The 20,181-nt window shown below is 75.1% G+C and carries 22 protein-coding genes and 1 riboswitch; of the genes, 15 read left to right on the top strand and 7 right to left on the bottom strand.

All coding sequences use genetic code 11. The features are described 5' to 3' along the window. The 10 genes from HGCM_RS20340 to HGCM_RS03085 all read left to right on the top strand — a co-directional run. Positions 1 to 501 (top strand): FHA domain-containing protein (locus HGCM_RS20340; protein ID WP_246119422.1); only part of this gene is annotated, 501 nt, incomplete at its 5' end. An 89-nt stretch (positions 502 to 590) separates the two neighbouring features. Beyond that, entirely contained in the window at positions 591 to 1,031 is a 441-nt protein-coding gene (locus HGCM_RS03125; RefSeq protein ID WP_019135431.1) for a hypothetical protein, read from the top strand. Positions 1,032 to 1,087: 56 nt separating this feature from the next. Next, positions 1,088 to 1,915 (top strand): hypothetical protein, encoded by an 828-nt coding sequence (locus tag HGCM_RS03120; RefSeq protein WP_019135430.1) that lies wholly within the window; start codon positions 1,088 to 1,090, stop codon positions 1,913 to 1,915. Continuing rightward, entirely contained in the window at positions 1,915 to 3,363 is a 1,449-nt protein-coding gene (locus tag HGCM_RS18690) for a hypothetical protein (protein ID WP_019135429.1), read from the top strand. Before HGCM_RS03120 ends, HGCM_RS18690 begins: the two co-directional genes overlap by 1 nt. Positions 3,364 to 3,372: 9 nt before the next feature. Next, the gene (locus tag HGCM_RS16600; protein WP_019135428.1) at positions 3,373 to 3,687 is read left to right on the top strand and encodes a hypothetical protein; all 315 of its coding nucleotides are present in this window, start codon (positions 3,373 to 3,375) and stop codon (positions 3,685 to 3,687) included. A gap of 5 nt (positions 3,688 to 3,692) precedes the next feature. Further along, entirely contained in the window at positions 3,693 to 4,295 is a 603-nt protein-coding gene (locus tag HGCM_RS03105) for a hypothetical protein (RefSeq protein WP_147572612.1), read from the top strand. Between the two features lie 95 nt (positions 4,296 to 4,390). Next, complete coding sequence (locus tag HGCM_RS03100) at positions 4,391 to 4,780, top strand: hypothetical protein (protein ID WP_019135426.1); 390 nt, start codon at positions 4,391 to 4,393, stop codon at positions 4,778 to 4,780. A 167-nt stretch (positions 4,781 to 4,947) separates the two neighbouring features. Beyond that, positions 4,948 to 6,339, top strand: coding sequence for a carbohydrate-binding protein (locus HGCM_RS16595; protein ID WP_147572610.1), 1,392 nt, complete (start codon positions 4,948 to 4,950; stop codon positions 6,337 to 6,339). A 216-nt stretch (positions 6,340 to 6,555) separates the two neighbouring features. Continuing rightward, positions 6,556 to 10,956, top strand: a complete 4,401-nt coding sequence (locus HGCM_RS18685) for a beta strand repeat-containing protein (RefSeq protein WP_019135425.1) — start codon at positions 6,556 to 6,558, stop codon at positions 10,954 to 10,956. Between the two features lie 263 nt (positions 10,957 to 11,219). Beyond that, positions 11,220 to 11,432 carry a hypothetical protein gene (locus tag HGCM_RS03085; protein WP_019135424.1) on the top strand — a complete coding sequence of 71 codons (213 nt, stop codon included), beginning with the start codon at positions 11,220 to 11,222 and terminating at the stop codon, positions 11,430 to 11,432. A 143-nt stretch (positions 11,433 to 11,575) separates the two neighbouring features. Here HGCM_RS03085 and HGCM_RS03080 read toward each other — a convergent pair whose 3' ends face one another. The 3 genes from HGCM_RS03080 to HGCM_RS16585 all read right to left on the bottom strand — a co-directional run bounded on the left by HGCM_RS03080 (position 11,576) and on the right by HGCM_RS16585 (position 13,425). Next, on the bottom strand, positions 11,576 to 12,544 hold the full coding sequence (locus HGCM_RS03080; RefSeq protein WP_019135423.1) for an LLM class flavin-dependent oxidoreductase: 969 nt from the start codon (positions 12,542 to 12,544) through the stop codon (positions 11,576 to 11,578). Beyond that, the gene (locus HGCM_RS03075; protein WP_019135422.1) at positions 12,541 to 12,975 is read right to left on the bottom strand and encodes a VOC family protein; all 435 of its coding nucleotides are present in this window, start codon (positions 12,973 to 12,975) and stop codon (positions 12,541 to 12,543) included. Before HGCM_RS03075 ends, HGCM_RS03080 begins: the two co-directional genes overlap by 4 nt. 99 nt (positions 12,976 to 13,074) lie before the next feature. Beyond that, positions 13,075 to 13,425 (bottom strand): FHA domain-containing protein, encoded by a 351-nt coding sequence (locus tag HGCM_RS16585; protein WP_019135421.1) that lies wholly within the window; start codon positions 13,423 to 13,425, stop codon positions 13,075 to 13,077. A gap of 123 nt (positions 13,426 to 13,548) precedes the next feature. On the opposite strand from HGCM_RS16585, the gene HGCM_RS03065 reads away from it, so the two are divergent. Together HGCM_RS03065 and HGCM_RS03060 are read left to right on the top strand one after the other, a co-directional pair. After that, entirely contained in the window at positions 13,549 to 14,895 is a 1,347-nt protein-coding gene (locus tag HGCM_RS03065) for an alpha-amylase family glycosyl hydrolase (RefSeq protein ID WP_026075230.1), read from the top strand. Between the two features lie 43 nt (positions 14,896 to 14,938). Then, complete coding sequence (locus tag HGCM_RS03060) at positions 14,939 to 15,373, top strand: GNAT family N-acetyltransferase (protein ID WP_019135419.1); 435 nt, start codon at positions 14,939 to 14,941, stop codon at positions 15,371 to 15,373. A gap of 18 nt (positions 15,374 to 15,391) precedes the next feature. On the opposite strand, the gene HGCM_RS03055 is transcribed toward HGCM_RS03060, so the two are convergent. From HGCM_RS03055 to HGCM_RS03040, 4 genes are all read right to left on the bottom strand, one after another. Continuing rightward, on the bottom strand, positions 15,392 to 15,754 hold the full coding sequence (locus tag HGCM_RS03055) for a fluoride efflux transporter FluC (protein WP_019135418.1): 363 nt from the start codon (positions 15,752 to 15,754) through the stop codon (positions 15,392 to 15,394). Then, positions 15,751 to 16,194, bottom strand: a complete 444-nt coding sequence (locus HGCM_RS03050) for a fluoride efflux transporter FluC (protein ID WP_040399327.1) — start codon at positions 16,192 to 16,194, stop codon at positions 15,751 to 15,753. The genes HGCM_RS03055 and HGCM_RS03050 overlap by 4 nt, the downstream gene beginning before the upstream one ends. Continuing rightward, positions 16,191 to 16,733, bottom strand: coding sequence for a universal stress protein (locus tag HGCM_RS03045; RefSeq protein ID WP_019135416.1), 543 nt, complete (start codon positions 16,731 to 16,733; stop codon positions 16,191 to 16,193). Before HGCM_RS03045 ends, HGCM_RS03050 begins: the two co-directional genes overlap by 4 nt. A gap of 42 nt (positions 16,734 to 16,775) precedes the next feature. After that, a riboswitch (Fluoride riboswitch) is annotated at positions 16,776 to 16,850 on the bottom strand. Position 16,851: 1 nt separating this feature from the next. Further along, positions 16,852 to 17,826 carry a DMT family transporter gene (locus HGCM_RS03040; RefSeq protein ID WP_246119421.1) on the bottom strand — a complete coding sequence of 325 codons (975 nt, stop codon included), beginning with the start codon at positions 17,824 to 17,826 and terminating at the stop codon, positions 16,852 to 16,854. 80 nt (positions 17,827 to 17,906) lie between these two features. Here HGCM_RS03040 and HGCM_RS19020 point away from each other — a divergent pair, with 80 nt between their 5' ends. The 3 genes from HGCM_RS19020 (at position 17,907) to HGCM_RS03025 (ending at position 19,931) form a co-directional block, all read left to right on the top strand. After that, complete coding sequence (locus HGCM_RS19020) at positions 17,907 to 18,374, top strand: Lrp/AsnC family transcriptional regulator (RefSeq protein WP_026075228.1); 468 nt, start codon at positions 17,907 to 17,909, stop codon at positions 18,372 to 18,374. A 131-nt stretch (positions 18,375 to 18,505) separates the two neighbouring features. Continuing rightward, positions 18,506 to 19,615, top strand: coding sequence for a fatty acid desaturase family protein (locus HGCM_RS03030; protein WP_026075542.1), 1,110 nt, complete (start codon positions 18,506 to 18,508; stop codon positions 19,613 to 19,615). A 16-nt stretch (positions 19,616 to 19,631) separates the two neighbouring features. Next, on the top strand, positions 19,632 to 19,931 hold the full coding sequence (locus tag HGCM_RS03025; protein WP_019135413.1) for an antibiotic biosynthesis monooxygenase family protein: 300 nt from the start codon (positions 19,632 to 19,634) through the stop codon (positions 19,929 to 19,931). Positions 19,932 to 20,181 lie beyond the last annotated feature (250 nt).

The raw sequence follows: 20,181 nt of genomic DNA, 5'->3' as shown, positions 1-20,181 counted from the left end.
GCACCGCAGCCCGAGCCCGGCGCCGCGGCCCCGGCCGGCGGCGCGACCCCCGTGGCCGGGGACCCCTCGGCGCTCCCCACGCCCGAGGCCCCCGGCCCGGACACCTGGGTGGCCGAGATCTGGGTCGACCCCGACTGGTACGCCTCCCAGCAGGCGGAGGACCGCATGCCGTCCGTCGGCCTGCCGTCGCTCGTGCCCCTGCGCGCGCGCTCCGTGCTCGTCGGCCGCACGTCCGCCTCCCGCGGCATCCACCCGCAGGTCGACTGCGGCACCGACTCGGGGGTGTCGCGCCGGCACTGCCAGCTCAACACCGACGGGGTGCGCTGGTGGGTCGAGGACCTGCAGTCGTCGAACGGCACGTACGTCGCAAAGGTGGGCGAGCCCCTGCCCGACGACCCGATCCCGGTCGGGCAGCGCCGCGAGCTCGAGGACGGCGACCGGCTGTACCTCGGCGCGTGGACGCGGATCGTCGTGCGCCGCGCGCTCGAGGGCGAGGTCTGAGGGCCGCCTCGGTCGTCCGGACGGGTGAGGATCCGGTCCAGGGGCCGGTCCCGGTCTCGCTCCGGATGTCCGTCTCGTACCATTCCGGCGTGGTCAGGTACGCGGAGCGGTCGCCGAAGAGACGGACGTGGCTCGTGTTCCTGGGCGTGTGCGTCGTCGCCTGGGTCGGGTTCCTCGTGGCGGACGGCGGGAACCCCGCGTTCGGCACCATCCTCGTCGGGATGCTGGGCGGCATCACGGCGCTCGCGATGTGGAGCACCGGCGTCTACGGCAACGTCACGCTGACCGAGACCGAGCTGCGCTCCGGCCGCGCCCGGATCCCGCTCGCGGACGTGCAGCCGTGGGGCGTGGCGCCGAAGGGTGCCCCGCCGGTCGGCCGCCTCGTCGGCGGGGCGTTCGCGGAGACGATGGGCAAGGGCGTGCTGGGGCTGACGCTGCGCAGCGGCGAGCAGGTCCTCGTCCAGACGTCCGACCCCGACGCCCTGCGGACCGCCCTCGAGACGGCCCTCGCGCCGTACCGGCACGCCTGACCCCCGACGCGCCGCGGCCCGCCCGCGGTGCACCGACACCGACCGAGAGGACCTTCGTGGCACGCGTCGACGCGGTCCGCCACCGCATCGCGGTGACGGACGACGAGCTGGAGACCCTGCGCCGCCTGTCGAACGGCGACGACGTCGAGGCGGGCGCGCGCGAGCGGCTCGCCGCGGACGGGCTGCTCGACGGCGAGGGCCTGATGACGCCGTTCGTCGCGGACCTCGTCCGGACCATGGCCGAGCCGATGATCCGGTGCGTCGTGGAGACCGCCGGCCCGCAGGGCGCGCAGGTGGCCGTCGTCTCGGTGCGCGAGGAGCGGGTCTGGTACACCGACCCGTGGCCGCAGGACGACGACGAGGGCGCCACGGCGTACCACCAGGACGAGCTGCCGCAGCTGCTGTGGATCCTCGCGCGGCTCGTCGGGCTGCGCCGGCACGACGTGCCGAAGGTCGCCCGACCGTTCACGGTGCCGCTGCGGGCGATCGACGCCGTCCTGCAGGCCATGGCGCTCGGGGAGCGGGCGTGGGAGCCCGCGCGCACGGTCGCGACGGCGGAGCTCGAGCGCCTGTTCGGAGACGTGGCCGAGGACGACCGGATGATGCTGCTCGCGACGCTCTCCTACCTCGAGGCGACCGCGCGGGTGACGATGATCTGGGGCCCGGAGCCGACCGACGCCCGCGGGCTCGCCCTGTGGGCGTGCGGGCCCGGCGGGTACTGGGTGCGGACGTCGCCGGCCGAGCCGCTCGCGGCGGAGGACATCACGCCCGACGCCCTGGCGACGTTCGAGCCGGTCGCCGGCGGCCAGGTGTGGGAGGCGCTCGCGGCGCTCCTGCCGTCGTCCGCCGAGCTGCGCGCGCTCGTCGACCGGGTCTCCGCCTGATGGCCGTCAAGGTCGACAAGGAGGTCCTCGCCGCGACGGTCGTGGCGCTGGAGGCCCTGGCGGAGGACCTGCCGGGGCTGTTCTCCCGCGCGAGCGCTCTCGAGGCGCGGGTCGAGATGAGCGGGCTGACGGGCGCCGACCAGTGGGCGACCGACACGTCGCGCGACCTCAAGGCGCGCATCGGCGTGCTCGAGCAGATGAACGGCGCCACCCCGACGTTCGCCGGGCTCGCGATGAACGCGGAGCAGGCCAGGGCCATCGCGGGCCAGTCCATGTCCGTCGAGGACGCGGCGGTCGCGATCCGGGCGGGCGCACCCTCGGCGGACGCGTGGGAGGACTCGGACCCCGCCAACCTCCAGGAGTGGATGGAGCAGCTCCAGACGGAGGCGCTGCGCAAGCTCGCCGGCATGGACGACGCCGAGACGGCCCGCGTCCTCGTCGACGCCTACCACGACGTGCAGGACGTCACGATCGCCTCGGGCGCGGTGGTCTCCGCGATGACGGCGCTGGTCGTCAAGGGCGGCCCGGCGCTCGCGAGCTGGATGATCCGGCGCAACATCGTCGCGCCGGGGCTCGAGCGCCTCGCGACGACCCACCCCGGCCTGGCGAACAAGCTGTCCGGCACGCTCTCGCTGCTGGACGACTACTACCTGCGCGGCAAGACGCAGTTCACCTACCCCGGCGCGTTCGTCCCGAACACGGCGCAGAAGGTGCTGCTGCAGACGGCGAGCATCGTCGAGGACTTCGACGCGTGGGTCGCCCGGATGTCGTCGAAGGTGCAGCCGTACACCGTGCCCGGCCAGGCGCCGAAGCCGACGATCCTCGCGCGGCTCCTGCAGAGCCGGGCGGGCACGAGCACGACGACGTGGGTCTCGACCGTCCTGCGCAACGTCGACGCCGGGCAGCTCGCCGCGGGCGCCGCGCGGTGGGGGAACCACGTGTTCGGCCGCCCGTGGACGGACCCGGTGACCGGCCGGGTGTTCGGCCGCGGCGCGGGCAACCTCGTGACGATGGCGAGCCGCTCGGGCACCGGCACGATGCTGCGGGCCGCGGGCGGGCTGCGGGTGCTGGGCGCGGTCGGCAGCGGCGTCGCCACCGTGGACGGGGCGATCGGGCTCTGGAACAACCGGGACGAGAACGCCGAGCTCTGGGAGCAGGGCGGCACCGAGGGCAAGGCCCACGTCGTCGGGGAGTACGCCGAGGTGGCGTTCAACGCGTCGATGACGGCCGCGCTCATCGCACCGAATCCGATCACGTGGGGCGCCGTCGCGGTCACGGGCGCCGTCTGGGCGGGCGCGAAGGTCGTCGAGCACTGGGACGACATCGAGAAGGCCGCCGGCGAGGCCGTCGACTGGGCCGGCGACCGGGCCGAGGAGGCCGCGGACTGGGTCGGCGACCAGGTCGACGCGGTCAAGGAGTCCAAGCTCAACCCGATGAACTGGTTCTAGGAGGCGGCGATGGGCTCCGCGGAGCTGTTCGAGAAGGCGCGCCAGCTCGACGCGCTGGCCGACGACGTCGAGGTCGTGGTCGACACGGCGGCCAAGGTCGCGGCCTCGCCCGACTGGGAGTGCGACAACGCCACCGACGTCCGCGGCGCGCTCGGCGGGTGGAAGGGGAAGGCGCGCAGCGCCGCGGCGAACCTGCGCGCGGAGGCCTCGCGGGTGCGCGGCGACGCCCGGCGCGCGGAGCAGCGCGAGGAGGCCGCCCGCGAGGAGCGCGAGCGGGAGCGCGAGCGCGCGCGCTCCGGGGGCCGCGGCCCGACGGCGTGGTGACCGACGTGTGGTCGCCCCTCGGCGCCGCCGGGGGGGTGACCGTCCACGACGCGCTCACCGCCGCCCAGTTCGCCACTCTGCCGCTCGCCACGCCCTACCAGGAGCGGGCGGTGCTGGACGTGGCCGGCCACCGCGTCGAGCTCGCCTGGCGGGCGTCGCGCGAGCTGGTCGCGACGCTGGTGACCGACGGGGAGCGCCGGGACGTCGCGTCCGGCCGGCTGGAGGCGCAGGACTCCGGGTCGTTCGCCTGGTCGTTCCACGCGATGCCGCTCGTCGTCGCGGGCGAGCCGGTGACGGTCGAGCGCCGCCGCCGCGACGCGGTGCGCTGGGAGCTGCGCGTCGAGGGCCCCGAGGGCCGACGGTGGACGTGGCGGTCCGCCGGGCTGGCGTGGACGGGCCGCATGGAGCTCGTGCGGGCGGGGGAGCGGCGGGCCCTCGTCACGCACCAGGTGCACGCCGGCTTCGCGCAGGTCCAGCCGCTCGAGGCCACGTGGACGGCGCAAGCCTCGCTCGGCGAGGTGCTCATGCCCGTCATGTGGGTGCTCGACCGGGCCTACCGCGGGCTGCTGCCGAAGTCGCAGGCGATCGCCCGGGGCGAGGTGTTCTGACCTCGTCGCCGGGCGTGCCTGCGACGCGCGGGCGCGCGCCGCTGCCATCATCGTCGCGGCCGCGTGCACGTGCGGCCGACGAGGCGGGGGGTGCGATGGCGAGCGCGACGGCGGTGCGGACGGCCGTCCCCGGGGTGCGGCCGGCGCCGCGCATCCGAACCGGCCCCGCGTGGGGGGCGTGGCTCGTCCAGCTGGTGGTGACGACCGCCGCGTTCAGCGCGTCGAACCTGCTCGCGACCCGCCTCGACGCGTGCGGCGACGCCCCCGAGCGCGCGTCGTGGATCTGCGCCGGCGGCCACTACGACGACGTCGTCGCGGGCTTCTGGCGCCTCGAGCTCGCGCTCCTCGTCGCGGTCCCGCTCCTGCTGCTCCTCGTCCCGAACCCGGTGTGGCGGCGGGTGCACGTGCGGCCGATCGTGCTGCCCGCCGTGGCGGTCATGGTCGTCCTCGTCCGGCTCTGGCAGCTCGCCCACGCCCTGCCCTGACCGTGACCCCCGCCGGCCGGGGAGTTTGTCAGCCATCCTGACGAATTCGTCCGGAACCGTTGACCGCGGTCCGGCCCGGGCCTAGGTTCGCTGGCACGTCCTGGCGCGTTCCCGACGGTCGAGCACCGGCACCAGACGGCTCCTCGGAGCAGTCGTACGCCCGTGCCGTGCTCGCCGCGCCCGCCACCCTCCCCCCGGTGTGCGCGGGGCACGGGTCCCACCCGGACGAAGGAGTCTTCCTCATGCTCGGACGAGCATCGCGGCTCGTCGGGGGCGCCACCGCCCTCGTGCTCGCCGCCGCAGCAGCGGTCGTCGCCGTCGGGACCGGTGGCGCCGTCGCCGCCGACACCTGTGCGGTCAAGTCCCGCCCCACCGGCAAGGTCCTGCAGGGCTACTGGGAGAGCTGGGACAACTCGTCGGTCCATCCCGGCATGGGCCGCATCCCGATCGACGACTCCCGCCAGGCGCAGCACGGCTACAACGTGCTGATGGCGGCGTTCCCCGTGATCCTCCCCGACGGGACGGTCAAGTGGGAGGACGGCATGGACACCGGGGTCGACGTCCCGACGCCGTCACAGATCTGCGCCGCGAAGGCGCAGGGGCACACCGTGCTGATGTCGATCGGCGGCGCCACCGCGAGCATCGACCTGTCGTCGTCGGCGGTCGCCGACCGGTTCGTCGCGACGATCGTGCCGATCCTCAAGGCGAACAACTTCGACGGCATCGACATCGACATCGAGGCCGGCCTCACGGGCTCGGGCAGCATCGGGACGCTCTCGACGTCGCAGGCGAACCTCATCCGCATCATCGACGGGATCCTCGCCCAGATGCCCGCCGGCTTCGGCCTGACGATGGCGCCCGAGACGGCGTACGTCACCGGTGGCGCCGTCACCTACGGGTCGATCTGGGGCTCGTACCTGCCGATCATCAAGAAGTACGCGGACAACGGCCGCCTGTGGTGGCTGAACATGCAGTACTACAACGGCTCGATGTACGACTGCCAGGGCAACTCCTACGCGGCGGGCACGGTCGCCGGCTTCGTCGCGCAGACGAGGTGCCTCAACGACGGCCTGACGATCCAGGGCACGACGATCCGCCTCCCGTACGACAAGCAGGTCCCAGGGCTGCCCGCGCAGGTCGGCGCCGGCGGCGGGTACATGAGCCCGGCGCTCGTGCAGCAGGCGTGGCAGCAGCTCGGCGGTCAGCCGAAGGGCCTCATGACGTGGTCGATCAACTGGGACGGCTCGAAGGGCTGGACCTTCGGGGACAACGCCAAGGCGCTCCTGGGCTCGACGGTGACGCCGACGCCCACGCCCACGCCCACGCCCACGGTCACCCCGACCCCGACCCCGACGCCCACGCCGACCCCCACCGTCACGCCGAAGCCCACCCCGACGCCCACGCCCACCACGCCCAGCGGCTCGTGGGCGCCGTACCAGGCGTACGCGGTCGGCGCGGTGGTGACGTACAACGGCGTGCAGTACCGGTGCCGCCAGGCGCACACCTCGCTGCCCGGCTGGGAGCCGCCGAACGTGCTCGCGCTCTGGCTGCCGGCCTGACCCGGCCGGCGGGCTGACGACCCGACCGGGCGGTGACCGTACCGCCCGGCCGGGTCGCCCATCCGGTGGGCGAGACGGGCGTTCCGGACGTGTCCGGACCAGTCAGGACACGTCCGGGCGCCGGGCCGGGTGGTGGCACCCAGGCGAATTGGACAGTCGCCCAGGTCACCCTCGTCAAGGCACGAAAGTCCCCTCCTGGGCACCGATGCTGACGGCATGCCTGCCGTCCCTGCCGCCCGTCGTCGTCGTGCCGTCGTCGCGATCCTCTCGGTGCTCGCCGCCGCCCTGCTCGGGGGCGTGGTCGCGGCTCCCGCCCAGGCCGCGAACATCGACCCCTTCGTCCCGGTGTTCTCGACGAACGCCCACGGGGCGATCCTCATGGCCGGCAACACGCTGATGACGTGCTCGACGTCGTCCGGCACCAACGCCGGCACGTGCGCGGCGGCCCGCGTCGCGCCGGGCGGCTCGGCGTCGAACAACGACTACAACAGCCAGTTCGTGGACGTGCTCGCGGACGGCGCGACGACGTTCAGCTCGTCGACGGCCGACCTCACGATCCCGCAGGGCGGCTCGGTCCTGTTCGCGGCCCTCGTGTGGGGCGGCCGCACGAGCGGCATCACCGGCACGACGAACAACGCCGACCTCCGCGGCTCGGCGTGGTTCGGCTACGGCAGCGGCACGGCGATCACCGGCGGGACGGTCACCGCGTCGACCGTCTCGGTCAGCCCCACGGACAACGGCTACCAGGCCTACCGCGACGTGACCGCCGACGTCCGTGCGCACGGCAGCGGCACCTACGCGGTCGGCAACGTGCAGTCCGCCTCGGGGGGTGCCGACCAGTACGCGGGCTGGTCCCTCGTCGTCGTCGTGGGTGACGCGGACGAGCCGATGCGCAACCTCTCCGTCTTCCGCGGCTACTCCGAGATCCGCAACGCGACCGGCAGCCGCGAGGTCAGCTTCGGCGTCAGCGGCTTCCTCACGCCGCCGAGCGGCACCGTGAAGACCACCATGGGCGCCGTCACGTACGAGGGCGACCGTGGCTACACGGGCGACAGCTTCTCGCTCAACGGCCAGAAGCTCTCCGACGGCTTCAACCCGCAGGACAACGTCTTCAACTCGACCGTGTCGAAGGGCGGCAGCCTCGTCACGACGGGTCGCAACCCGGCGTACGACAACCAGCTCGGGTTCGACGCGGACCTCTTCACCGCGGACGGGATCCTCGGCCACGGGGCGACCAGCGCCACGCTCAGCGCCACGACGACGTCGGAGACCTACTGGATCGGCATGGTCACGTTCGCCACCGAGCTGTACGAGCCGAACGCGCACGGCGCGAAGTCGTTCACCTGGACCGACCGCGACGGGAACGGCAAGGTCACGAACGGCGACGACCTGACGTACCACGTCGTCGTGCAGAACGACGGCCTCGACACCGCGGCCGACGCGGTGCTGTTCGACGCGATCCCGACCGGCACGCGGTACGTCCCCGGCTCGCTGCGCCTGCAGGGCGCGACGCTGACCGACGCCACGGACGCCGACGCCGGCCGGTTCGTGCCCGACGCGCGCACCGGCGGCAACGTCGAGGTGCGGATCGGCGACGTCGCGGTGCTCGGCACGACGGGCGCGGGCCCGGACGAGCCGTCGTTCACGGTCGACTTCACCGTGCGGATCACCGACGCGGTGGCGCAGCAGGAGGTCGTCAACGCGGCGCAGGTCACCTCGCGCGGCGCGACCACCGGCACCGTCTCGGGCGCGGTGACCAACCGCGCCGACGAGGTCGTGACAGGACCCGCCGCGACCGACTCCGCGCCCGTCCTGCAGGACCACGTCGCGTCGGTCCTGCCGACGCCCAGCACGCCGGGCGTCACGGTGGACGTGCTCGCGGGGGCGACGGACGACCAGCCGGTCTCCGAGCTCACCGTCGTGGCCGTCACGAAGGCCGCCCACGGCACCGTCACGCTGCACGCGGACGGCACGGTGACGTACGTCCCGGAGCCCGGGTTCGCCGGTCGCGACGTCTTCTCCTACACGGTCGAGGACGAGGCGGGGAACGTCACCTCCGCGCTCGTGCGGGTCGACGTCGTCAACACGCCGCCGGCCGCGGTCGACGACGCGGTCGTCCTCGACGTCGACGTGCCCGCCTCCACGGCCACGACCGTCGACGTGCTCGGGAACGACACCGACGCGAACGGCGACGGCCTGGCCGTCCGGAGCATCACCGTGAACGGGACGACGACGACGCAGGGCTCGCTGACGACGTCGAAGGGCGGCACGGTGACGCTGAGCAACGGCGTCGTCACCTACACCAAGCCTGCCGGTGGCCTCCCCGTCGGCCAGACCGAGACGTTCACCTACGTCGTCGAGGACTCGCGGGGCGCGACCGACGAGGGGTCGGTGACGATCACCTCGCAGCAGGTGAACTCCGCGCCGACGGTCCGCGACGACCAGGCGACGGTCCAGCAGGGCGGCGGCGCGACCCCGATCGACGTGCGCGCCAACGACAGCGACGCGGACGGTGACGCGCTCACCGTCACGGGGACGACCACGCCGGTCGACGCCGACGGCACGCCGCGCGGCTCGGTGACCCTCGTGGACGGCTCGCCCGTCTACACGCCCCCCGTGGGCTGGTCCGGCACGGTCACGTTCGGCTACACCGTCGCCGACGGCAACGGCGGCACCGGGTCGGGCACGGTCACCGTCCGTGTCAACGCGGCACCGGTGGCGCAGGACGACTCCGAGACCATCCCGTCGGGCTACGCCCAGGTGCTCGTCCCGGTGCTCGCCAACGACACCGACGCCGACGGCGACACGCTCGCGATCGCGCTCCTCGGTGCCCCGAGCCACGGCTCGGTCGTGATCGTGACGACCCCCGGCGGCTCCGCCTTCCTCTACACCGCCGCGACGGGCTGGACGGGGACGGACACGTTCACGTACCGCGTCTCGGACGGGCACGGCGGCTCCGACACCGCGACCGTCACGGTGACGACCCCCAACAGCGCGCCCGTCGCGCAGCCGGACACCGCGGGCACGACCGTGGGCGTGACGGCCACCGGGGTCGACGTGCTGGCCAACGACTCGGACGCGAACGCGACGGCAGGGTTCCAGACGCTCACGGTCACCGGCGCGACGGCCGACGAGGGCGCGACGGTCGTGGTCAACGGCGACGGCACCCTCGACGTGACGCCCGCGGCCGGGTTCGTCGGCGCCGTCACGGTGAGCTACACGCTGAGCGACGGCGTCACGACGACGACGGGCGTGCTGACCGTGACGGTGAGCAACACGGCGCCCGCGGCGGTCGCGGACACCGCCGCGACGGACACGGGGACACCTGTCTCCGTGGACGTCCTGGGCAACGACGGCGACCCCGACCCGGGCCAGACGCTGACGATCGCCCCCGGCTCGCTCACCGCGCCGGTCGACGGCGACGGCACGACGCGGGGCACCGTGGCGGTCGTCGACGGCGAGGTGCTCTACACCCCGCCGGCCGGCTGGGCCGGCACGGTCACCTTCTCCTACGACGCGACCGACGGCCACGAGAGCACCACCGGCACGGTCACCGTCACGGTCCGCAACGCGGCGCCCGAGGCGCAGGACGACAGCGCCACGACCGACTCCGGCACGCCGGTGCGGATCGACGTGCTCGGCAACGACGACGACGCGAACGGCGACACCCTCACCGTGACCTCGCTCGGCACGCCGGCGCACGGCACCGTGCGGGTCGTGACGACCGCGTCCGGCGACGTCGTCGAGTACGAGCCGGAGCACGGCTTCGCCGGGGACGACACGTTCACGTACGTCGTCTCCGACGGCCGCGGCGGGACGGCGACGGCCACGGTCAGGGTCACGGTGCGCAACGCGCCGCCGGTGGCGCGCGCGGACGAGGCGCTCACGAAGCCCGGACGCGCCGTCACGGTGGACGTGCTCGCGAACGACTCGGACGTGAACGGCGACGCCCTGGCGATCGTCTCGGTCGGCACCCCGACCGACGCGTCCGGCGCGACCCGGGGCACCGCGACCGTCGTGGGCGGGCAGGTGCGGTACACCCCGCCGGCCGGCTTCACCGGCGTCGTCACCGTGAGCTACGTGATCACGGACGGCGCGGACACCTCGAGCTCGACCGTGCGGGTCGCGGTCGGCCCGGTGGTCGGCGCCGGCGACGGTGACACCGTGAGCACGCCGGACGACACGGCCGTGGTCATCGACGTCACCGCGGGCGGGGAGACGGCCCCGGTGGTCACGCGCGGGCCCGCGCACGGCACCGTCGACGTCGTCGACGGCCGGATCGTCTACACGCCGGAGCCGGGGCGCACGGGCACGGTGACGATCGAGTACACCGTCACGACGCCCGGCGGTGCGACCGAGACGCGCACCGTCACGGTCGTCGTCCGCGACGCCGACGCCGGCGAGGGCAGCACCGACCCCGGTCCCGGCACCGGCGGCGGCGACCCCGACGGGTCCGGCTCGACGGACGAGCCGAGCGGCTCCGGCGGCAGCGACGGCCCGGACGGGCCCCTGCCGACCACGGGCGCCGAGCCCCTGGGCGCCCTGGCGGCCGCGGTCCTGCTGCTCGCCGGCGGTGCGGCGCTCGTCGTGCTGGCCCGGCGGCGCCGGGAGTCCTGACCTCACGCCGGCCGGCCCCGCGGGGCCGGCCGGCCGAGCCGTGAGCGCCGTCACGGGTGTCGGCGCGGATGGGTCCTGGCACCAGGGTGAACCCGGACGACGCTCCTGACACCGTGTCGAGCGCATCTGCGCTGGTGACGTGGCCGACATCACGTCGTGTGGGCCTTCGGTCCCACCCCGGCGGCGTCCACGATGTGGGATGCTGGTGGAGCCGGTGACCCCGGCGTCGCCTACTCCAGCTCGGCACCCACGAGGAGCACCTGATGTCCGCCGTCACGATGACCGCCCGCACCGTGAGCCCGCGCGTCCGCGTCCGCAAGGCCGTCGACACGCTGCGCTGGGCGAAGGCTCCGTACTGGGAGGGCGACGCCGCGCACAAGGCCGGCTTCGTCGCCTACGTCGCCGTCAGCGTCGTCGCGTGGACCGTGCTCGGCCTCGCGGTCGCCGCGGGCCTGGGCGCGCTGCTCCCCGGCTGACGCCACCTCCCCTCGCGGCGGGCGACGGAGGCCGTCGCGAGGTCGGAGGCTTCAGCCGAGCATGGGTTGGGTACCTGGGTGCGCTCGGCTGGAACCCCTGATCTCGCGACCCTGCGAGCCCCTTGACGGGCGCGCGGGTGCTCTCAGAGCACGCCGGCGAGACGATCGAGCGCGGCGACCGGGTCACCGGTCGGGAGCAGCACCGACGTCGTGGCGCCGGCCGCCGCCCGCGCGGCGATCCCCGCGCGGACCTCGTCGGGCGTCCCGGCGAGCGCGAGCCGGGTGACCCACGCCTGCGGCAGTGCGCGCGCGAAGTGCTCCCGCGTCGCCGCGGACGCGCGCAGCGCCGCCAGCTCCTCCGCGAACGGCAGGGGGGCGAGGTGCGGCGCCCAGTCGGGGTCGCCGACCCACGCGAGGGCCGGCCGCACGTCCTCGACCGCCGCAGCGGTGGCGTCGCGGACGCTCGCCACGTCGTAGGTGACCACGCGGTGCGGCCCGGTCGGCGCGATCTGCGCGACCGCGGCGCGCACGTACTCGGGCGCGCACGGCTCGGCGAGCACCGTCCCGTCCGCGACGCGACCCGACACGGCCAGCGAGCGCGGCCCGCGCACCCCGAGCACGACGTCGGGTGGCTCGTCGGGCACCGCCGACGGGTCGAGCGCGACCTCGTCGAGCCGGACGTACCGGCCCTCGGCGCTCACCCGCTCGCCGCGCAGCAGCGCCCGCAGGGCCTGGACGTGCTCCTCGAGCAGCGCCAGCGGCTGCGGCGGCCACGCCCCGACGGAGCGCATCCAGCCCGGCATGCCGTGCCCGACGCCGACGGTGAGCCGGCCGGGGAACAGCTGCGCCAGCGTCGCCGCCTCCATCGCGGCGAACGCGACGTTGCGCACGGCCGCCGGCAGGATGCCGACGGCGACCCGCAGGCGCGAGGTCGCGGCGAGCACCGCGGCGGCCTGGGCGAACCCGCCGCGGAAGCCGAGGTCCTCGACCACCCAGAGCTCGTGGAAGCCGAGCGCCTCCGCGCGCCGGGCGTAGGGGAGCACGGCGCCGGCCGGCAGGTCGCGCGGCAGCAGCACGGCCGGGCGCGTGCGGACGGCGTCGCGCGGGCTCATCCGGCGGACGCCATGACGTCCGTGCCGTCGGAGAGGATCGACGAGATGAGGCCGAACACGTTGCCGTCCGGGTCGAGGAGGTAGCCGAGCCGGCCGACCGACGGCATGTCGTCGAGCGCCATCGCGACGGTGCCGCCCAGCTCGAGCCCGCGGGCGAACAGCGCGTCGATGTCGCCGTCCACGCCGACGACCACGTTCGCGCCGTTGACGGGGGCGCCCGCCTCCGGCGGCGGACCGCTGCGGCGCGTGAGGCCGCCGTTGATGCCGTGGCCCGGCGCGTCGGCGCCCACGGCACCCTCGCCGGTCGCGATCGCCCAGTACTCCATCTCGCCGAACTGCGTGAAGGTCCAGCCGAGCAGCTCGGAGTAGAAGTCGATGAGCCGCTGCGGCTCGCTGGCGTGGATCTCGAAGTGCACGACGAGGTTGCTCATGGCGGTCTCCTCCGGACGACGTCGTCGGACGCGGACACCGCCACGCTACGCGGGAGGCCCGACAGGCCCGCTCCCGCTCCGGGGTGCGAGGACGCGAGGTCAGGCGGCCTCGAGGCGGAGGATCGTCGCGCCGACGGTGAGGACGTCGCCGACGGCGAGGGGTGCGCGGTCGTGCAGCCGGAAGCCGTTGAGCCGGGTGCCCGACGTCGAGTGCAGGTCCTGCACGAACCAGTGGTCCCCGTCGCACGACAGCAGCACGTGGCGGCTGCTCACCTGGGCGTCGGCGAGGTGCACGTCCGCGTCGTCGGCGCGCCCGACGAGGCACAGGTGCTCGCCCACGGGGTGCAGCAGCCCGGTGCCGAGCTGCTCCAGGACGAGGCCCGTGGCGGTCCACGGGTAGGGCAGCGCCGCGGGGTGCTCGTCGCTGCGGGAGAGCGGGCTGGTGTCCATGGCGGGGCCTGCGATCCGGTTCGTCGTCGGTGACTCATGAGAGGAATCGGCAGCGGCCGCCGCGATACGAGGCGTCGGGGTGAGACATGCTGGGCGGGTGGACACCTCGAGGACGTGCTGCTGATGCCGGGCTGGGCCGAGCAGGTGTCGTGGTGGCACGTGTACCCGCTGGGGGCGGTGGGCGCGCCGGTGCGGCCGGAGCGCCCCGAGCCTGAGCACGAGCACGGCGTCGTGCACCGGCTCGACCGGCTGCTCGGCTGGCTCGACCACGTGGCCGCCCTCGGTCTGCGGGGGGTGGCCCTCGGGCCGGTGTTCGCGTCGAGCACGCACGGCTACGACACCGTGGACCACCTGCGGGTGGATCCCCGCCTCGGCGGCGACGCCGACCTCGACCGTCTGGTCGCCGCCGCGCACGATCGCGGCCTGCGCGTGCTGCTGGACGGTGTCTTCAACCACGTCGGGCGGGCGCACCCGGCCTTCGCCGACGTCGAGGCCCGCGGCCCCGCCTCCGTGCACGCGCCGCTGTTCCGGGTGGACTGGGACGGGTGGCAGCCGGGTGACCCGGTGCGGGCGGACGTCTTCGAGGGGCACGGCGCCCTCGTCGCGCTCGACCACGCGTCGCCGGAGGTCGAGGACCTCGTCGTGCGCGTCATGGACCACTGGCTCGCGCGCGGCGCCGACGGCTGGCGGCTCGACGCGGCGTACGCGGTGCCGGACGAGTTCTGGGCGCGCGTGCTGCCCCGCGTGCGCGAGCGCCACCCGGAGGCGTGGTTCGTCGGCGAGGTCATCCACGGCGACTACGCGGGCGTCGTGCGCGCCTCGACGATGGACTCCGTCACGCAGTACGAGCTCTGGCAGGGGATCTGGCACGGCATCGCCGACCGGAACTTCTACGAGACGGCGCACGCGGTCGAGCGGCACGTCGCCCTGCTCGCGACGTTCGCGCCGCTGACGTTCGTCGGCAACCACGACGTCACCCGCATCGCGTCGGCGGTCGGCGTGGAGCTCGTCCCGCACGCGCTCGCGATCCTGCTCGCCGTGGCGGGCGTGCCGAGCGTCTACGCGCTCGACGAGTACGGCACGCCGGGCGTCAAGGAGGAGCGGGAGGGCGGGGACGACGCGGTGCGGCCGGAGCTGCCGCCCGTCCCCCCCGACCCGGCGGGCCTCGCGCCCGCCGCGTCGGCGGTCCTGCGGGCGCACCGCGACCTGCTCGCGCTGCGGGGTCGCCTGCCGTGGCTGGTGCGCGCCCACACCGACGTGCTGCACCTGGCCAACCGGGAGCTCGTGCTCCGGACCGGGTCCGGTTTCGGGGCGGTGGTCGTGGCGCTGAGCCTGGACGACGAGCCGGTGCGCCTGCCCGTCGCGGACGCGGCGGTGCTCGTCGCGGGCGACGGCCGGCTGGAGCCGGGGGCGGTGCAGCTGCCGCCGCGCGGGTGGGCCGTGCTCGTGGACGAGGCCGCACGCGGCTGAGAGACCCGTCCGCCGGCCGCGGCGGTGCCGTACGGTGCCCGGCATGGACGAGCGGTACGAGTTCTCGGCGGACCGGGCGCGCGTCGACCGGGCCCTCGTGCACCGGTGGCTGTCGGAGCAGTCGTACTGGGCGCAGGGCCGCACCCGCGAGAAGCAGGACGCGGCGATCGACGGCTCGTGGCCCTACGGCGTCTACGAGCGCGAGGGCGGGCGGCAGGTGGGCTTCGCGCGCGTCGTCACGGACGGCGCGACGTTCGCGTGGCTCGCGGACGTGTTCGTCGACCCCGACGTGCGCGGCCGGGGCGTCGGCGTGGCGCTGGTCGAGGGCGTGCTCGCCGACCTCGAGCCGCGCGGCCTGCGCCGGGTCGTGCTGGCGACCGCCGACGCCCACACGCTCTACAAGCGGTTCGGCTTCACGTCCCTCGTCGACCCGGAGCGCTGGATGGTGCGGGGCGCGCCGGTCGACCGCGCGCGCTGACGGCGGCGCGTCCGGGCCTCACGCGGCGAGCGCGACCCCGGCCGCCGCCGCCGCGAGCGACGCCACGAGCATCGTCCCCGCGTGCACCAGCGCCGCCGTGGTGCGACCGGCGGCCAGCAGCCGCACGCCCTCGACGCTCGCGGTGCTGAAGGTGGAGTAGCCGCCGAGGAAGCCGACGCCGAGGACGGCCAGGACGTCGTCGCGTCCCGGGTGGGTCAGGCCCCAGCCGGTCAGCAGCCCGAGCAGGAAGCACGCCGTGACGTTGACGACGACGGTCCCGAGCGGCGTCGCGAGCCGGTTGTGACGGGCGACGACGCTGTCGAGCAGGAAGCGCGCCGCCGCCCCGAGGCCGCCCGCGAGCGCGAGCAGGACCCACGTCACGGGCGGGCCCCCGTGCTCGTCGTCCGGCGCAGCGCTCCTGCCGCCGCGACGCCCAGCCACGCCGCGACGAGGCCGAGCACAACGCTGACCAGCGCGTACGCGAGTCCGGTGGCGACGACGCCGCCGCTGAGCCGCCGCTCGACCTCGACCACGAACGTCGAGTAGGTCGTGAACCCGCCGAGCACCCCGGTGCCGGCGCCCAGGCGGACGAGCCGCCGGCGGCCCTCGTCGGGCCCCTGCCGGGCGAGCGTCTCCAGCAGCGCACCGAGTGCGAACGACCCGACGAGGTTGATGGCGGATGTCGTCCACGGCCAGCCCCCCGGCTCGGCCGGCCACGCCCGCTCGAGCAGGGCTCGGAGCGTGGTGCCGACGGCGCCGCCGGCGGCGACGAGCCCCGCGAGGGCGAGCAGCGAGGGCTGCGCCTGTCGCGCCCGCGTCATCGTGCCCACGGCGCCGGAAGCTCCTTCCAGTCCACGACGGCGAGCGGCACCGTGAGCACGGGCCGGTGCTGGTGGTGCGCGAGGTGCGCCGCGACCGACCCCTCGAGCAGCTCGCGGACCCGGTGGCCGCCGCCGGGGGCGCGGGTGCCCACGACGAGCGTCGAGGCGTCCACGGCGCGGGCGAGGTGGGTGAGCGCGCGGTCCGGGCGCCCGGCCAGGTACCGCAGGTGCCAGGTGAGCGGCTCGTCGCGCAGCGCGTCCGCGAGGCTCGCCCGCAGGCCGGCCTCGGTGCGACGCCAGCCGTCGTCGGCGCCGTCCGGGTCGAGGGCGGCGTGGTCCACCGACCCGTCCGGGTGCTCCGCGACCACGTAGCGGGCCGTGTCGGCGTGGGCCGCGTAGAGCTCGACGCCGAGCGCCCGGGCGAGCGCCGCGGCCGTGCGGACCACGAGCGGGTCCTGCTCCGGCACGACGCCGACGACGACCGGGTGCCCGGCGAACGGCACCATGCGGTCGAGCGACGGCTGGGGCGTGCTGCCCATGCGGACCACCTCCCGCGGGCAGCGTCCTGCCCGCCGACCTGCGACGAGTCAGGAACCATCAGCCCCAGCGGCGGTTCGGGCGCTCACGCCCCGGCGGGATCCATCGCCAGGGATCACACTAGCGGCCGGGGCCGGGGCCGGGGCCGGGGCCGGGGCCGGGGCCGGGGCCGGGGCCGGGGTCGCGGCGGCGCGGTCCCAGCTCGGAGACGAGGACCGCAGCGAGGACGAGGGCGGCGCCGAGCCAGGACGTCCCGGCGAGCCGCTCGCCCGCGACCCGGCCGAACACCGCCGCCCACACGGGCTCGCCCGCGTAGATCACGGTCGCCCGGGTCGGTGAGACGGCCCGCTGCGCCCAGTTCATCGTCACCTGGATGACGGCCGTGGCGACGCCGAGCCCGACGACGACCGCGACGAGCTGCCACGACGGCCGTGGGAGCCCCTCGCCCGTGAACGGCCAGGCCGCGGCGGCCAGGAGCGCGCAGGACGCCAGCTGCACGACCGCGACGCGGCGCGCGTCCACCGTGCCGGCGAACCGGCCGATGAGCACGATCTCCGCGGCGACGGCGAGCGCGCCGACGAGGGTCGCGACCTCGCCGGGGCCGAGGCGCAGGCCGCCGAGGTCGGCCCCCGTGAGCAGCAGCACGCCGACGAACGCCAGCGCGATGCCGGCCCACGCCCCGGCGCCGGGCCTGCGCCGCAGCACCGCCCACTGCAGCAGCGGGACGGCGGGCACGTAGAGCGCGGTGAGGAACGCGGACGTCGTCGAGGGGATGCTCTGCAGGCCGACGCTCTGCAGGCCGTAGCCGAGCACCAGCGTCACGCCGACGACCGAGCCGACCGCGAGCTCGCGGCGGGTGAGCCCGCGCAGGACGCGCGCGCTGATCGCGGCCAGCGCGAGCGCCGCGACGCCGAACCGCATCGCCACGAACGCCACCGGGCCGGACCACGCGAGCCCGTGCTGGACCGTGAGGAAGGTGGCCCCCCACACGAGCGTGATCGCGACGAGCGCCAGCTCCTGGCGGGTGGGGGTGCGTCGCCGCGCCCGCCCGGCGGGCGGGGCGGTCACGGCGGCGGGGGCGGGGTCGAGCAGCACGGACGAAGCGTGCGCGCCGGGGTGCGCGTCGAGCAACTGGCTTCGTCGACAGCGGCTCGGCGCGCAACTATCGTCGGCCCATGGCCCATCTGGATGCGATCGATTGCGCGCTGCTCGACATCCTCCAGCTCGAGGGCGACCTGCCCAACGTCGAGCTCGCGCGCCGGGTGGGCCTGTCGCCCGCGGCGACCCTGCGACGCGTCCAGCGTCTGCGTGCCGAGCGGGTGATCACGTCGGTCCGCGCCGTCGTCGACCCGCGGGCGGTCGGCGCGCGGCTCGAGGCGTTCGTCCTCATCACGCTCGCCGAGCACTCCGAGGCGGGCGACGACCGGTTCGCGGACGCGCTCGCGCACATCCCCGCCGTGCTGCGGGCGGACTCGGTGACCGGCACCGACGACGTGCTCCTGCACGTCTCGGCGGCGGACACCGACGAGCTCCAGGACGTCCTCAAAGAGCTCCCGCGCATCGGCGCGCACCGCGTGACGACCATGCTGAGCCTCGGCGCGGTCAAGCCCGCGGCGCCCGTGCCGACCCGTCCGACACGCTGATCGCGCATCCCGGGGGGCGGACCACCGGGCGTACCCCCAGGGTCTCGGGTTACGGTGGCCCGGCGATTGGCACCCGCCTCTGGCACCGAAGTCCTCGCGACGGCGCGAGGCACCGACCGGGCAGGTGCACCATCGCCGCTTCTTCCACCACACCCACGCTCCCGCCGGGCTACCGGCCCACGCAGCCGCGGGGCGCGACGTTCCCGAGCATCACGCACGCCTACACGCAGGTCGCGCAGGTGGTGCGCGAGCGCGGTCTGCTCCGGCGGGCGTACGCGTTCTACTCGTGGGTCGGCGCCGGGCTGCTGCTGGCGTTCGCCGGCTGCGTCGCGGGCTTCGTCCTGCTCGGCGACAGCTGGTTCCAGCTGCTCGTCGCCGGCGCCCTCGGCATCGTCCTCACCCAGGTCGCGTTCCTCACGCACGAGGCGGCGCACAAGCAGGTGCTGGAGTCGGGCCCCGCGAACGACCGGCTCGCGCGCTGGCTCGCGTGCGGCGTCGTCGGCATCTCCTTCTCGTGGTGGACGAGCAAGCACAACCGTCACCACGCGAACCCCAACCGGCTCGGCAAGGACCCCGACATCGAGGTCGACACGATCTCGTTCGTCGAGGAGGACGCCGCCCGGGCCCGCGGCCTCATCGCGATGATCACCCGCCGCCAGGGGTGGCTGTTCTTCCCGCTGCTGACCCTCGAGGGCCTCAACCTGCACCGTCTCGGCATGCAGCACCTGCTCGGCCGCGGCGAGGTCAAGTCCCGCGCCCTGGAGCTCACGCTCGTCACGCTGCGGTTCGCCCTCTACCTCGTCCCGCTCTTCCTCGTCCTGCCGCTCGGCATGGCGTTCGCCTTCCTGGGCGTGCAGATGGCGGTGTTCGGCGTGTACATGGGCGCCTCGTTCGCCCCCAACCACAAGGGCATGCCCGTCATCGCCCGCGACGCCAAGCTGGACTTCTTCTCCAAGCAGGTGCGCACCTCCCGCAACGTCGCCGGCGGCTGGTGGGCGACGTGGCTCATGGGCGGGCTCAACTACCAGGTCGAGCACCACCTGTTCCCGAGCATGCCGCGCCCGCACCTGGCGAAGGCCCGGCGCATCGTGCGCGAGCACTGCCGCACGCTCGACGTGCCGTACACGGAGACGAGCCTGTGGCGCTCCTACCGGATCGTCGTGCGGTACCTCAACGAGGTCGGCCTGGCCGCGCGCGACCCGTTCGAGTGCCACGTCGTCGCGCGCTTCCGCCGCGCCTGAGCCCGAGCGCGGCCGGATGATCCTCGAGCACGCGGTCCTCGAGGTCGTGCCCGGCCGCGAGGACGCGTTCGAGGCGGCCTTCGACGAGGCCCGGCACCTCGTCGTCGCGATGCCCGGCTGCCGCTCCCTGCGGCTGGAGCGGTGCGTCGAGCGGCCCTCGCGCTACCTGCTGCTCATCGAGTGGGACCGCCTCGAGGACCACACCGAGGGGTTCCGCGGCTCGGCGTCGTACGCCCGCTGGCGCGAGCTCCTGCACCACTTCTACGACCCCTTCCCGACGGTCGACCACTACCGCACGGTCGTGTCCCACCCCTGACGCGGTAATCCCGAGGCGCCCCGCGGACGCGTGCGCGTACGCTCCAGCCCGCCCGGGGAGCAGCCGAGGCGGCGTGGCCGCCGCGGGTCCTGCCGCGATCCGGGCTCCGTTCTGGCACAGCGTTCACCACGCCCGGGTTCGACTCCCGATCGGCTGGTCGGCGTGCGGCCGCCGGAGCGGCCGCGGTCTGCGGCACCGGCACGCCGGCACGCCCCCCGCGTCCGCTCGGCCGCGCGCCGGCCGGTCCGCG

This window comes from Cellulomonas massiliensis JC225 (assembly GCF_000312005.1).
Classification (GTDB): Bacteria; Actinomycetota; Actinomycetes; order Actinomycetales; family Cellulomonadaceae; genus Cellulomonas; species Cellulomonas massiliensis.
The sequence above is the reverse complement of the archived record's forward strand: the minus strand, read 5'-3'. Positions and strand labels throughout refer to the sequence as shown.

Excerpts from the sequence above, each read along its gene's own strand:
- HGCM_RS18690 (WP_019135429.1), top strand. The coding sequence starts at position 1,915 with ATGGCCGTCAAGGTCGACAAGGAGGTCCTCGCCGCGACGGTCGTGGCG.
- HGCM_RS16600 (WP_019135428.1), top strand. The coding sequence starts at position 3,373 with ATGGGCTCCGCGGAGCTGTTCGAGAAGGCGCGCCAGCTCGACGCGCTG.
- HGCM_RS03100 (WP_019135426.1), top strand. The coding sequence starts at position 4,391 with ATGGCGAGCGCGACGGCGGTGCGGACGGCCGTCCCCGGGGTGCGGCCG.
- HGCM_RS18685 (WP_019135425.1), top strand. The coding sequence starts at position 6,556 with ATGCCTGCCGTCCCTGCCGCCCGTCGTCGTCGTGCCGTCGTCGCGATC.
- HGCM_RS03085 (WP_019135424.1), top strand. The coding sequence starts at position 11,220 with ATGTCCGCCGTCACGATGACCGCCCGCACCGTGAGCCCGCGCGTCCGC.
- HGCM_RS03080 (WP_019135423.1), bottom strand. The coding sequence starts at position 12,544 with ATGAGCCCGCGCGACGCCGTCCGCACGCGCCCGGCCGTGCTGCTGCCG.
- HGCM_RS03075 (WP_019135422.1), bottom strand. The coding sequence starts at position 12,975 with ATGAGCAACCTCGTCGTGCACTTCGAGATCCACGCCAGCGAGCCGCAG.
- HGCM_RS16585 (WP_019135421.1), bottom strand. The coding sequence starts at position 13,425 with ATGGACACCAGCCCGCTCTCCCGCAGCGACGAGCACCCCGCGGCGCTG.
- HGCM_RS03065 (WP_026075230.1), top strand. The coding sequence starts at position 13,549 with ATGCCGGGCTGGGCCGAGCAGGTGTCGTGGTGGCACGTGTACCCGCTG.
- HGCM_RS03060 (WP_019135419.1), top strand. The coding sequence starts at position 14,939 with ATGGACGAGCGGTACGAGTTCTCGGCGGACCGGGCGCGCGTCGACCGG.
- HGCM_RS03050 (WP_040399327.1), bottom strand. The coding sequence starts at position 16,194 with ATGACGCGGGCGCGACAGGCGCAGCCCTCGCTGCTCGCCCTCGCGGGG.
- HGCM_RS03045 (WP_019135416.1), bottom strand. The coding sequence starts at position 16,733 with ATGGGCAGCACGCCCCAGCCGTCGCTCGACCGCATGGTGCCGTTCGCC.
- HGCM_RS19020 (WP_026075228.1), top strand. The coding sequence starts at position 17,907 with ATGGCCCATCTGGATGCGATCGATTGCGCGCTGCTCGACATCCTCCAG.
- HGCM_RS03025 (WP_019135413.1), top strand. The coding sequence starts at position 19,632 with ATGATCCTCGAGCACGCGGTCCTCGAGGTCGTGCCCGGCCGCGAGGAC.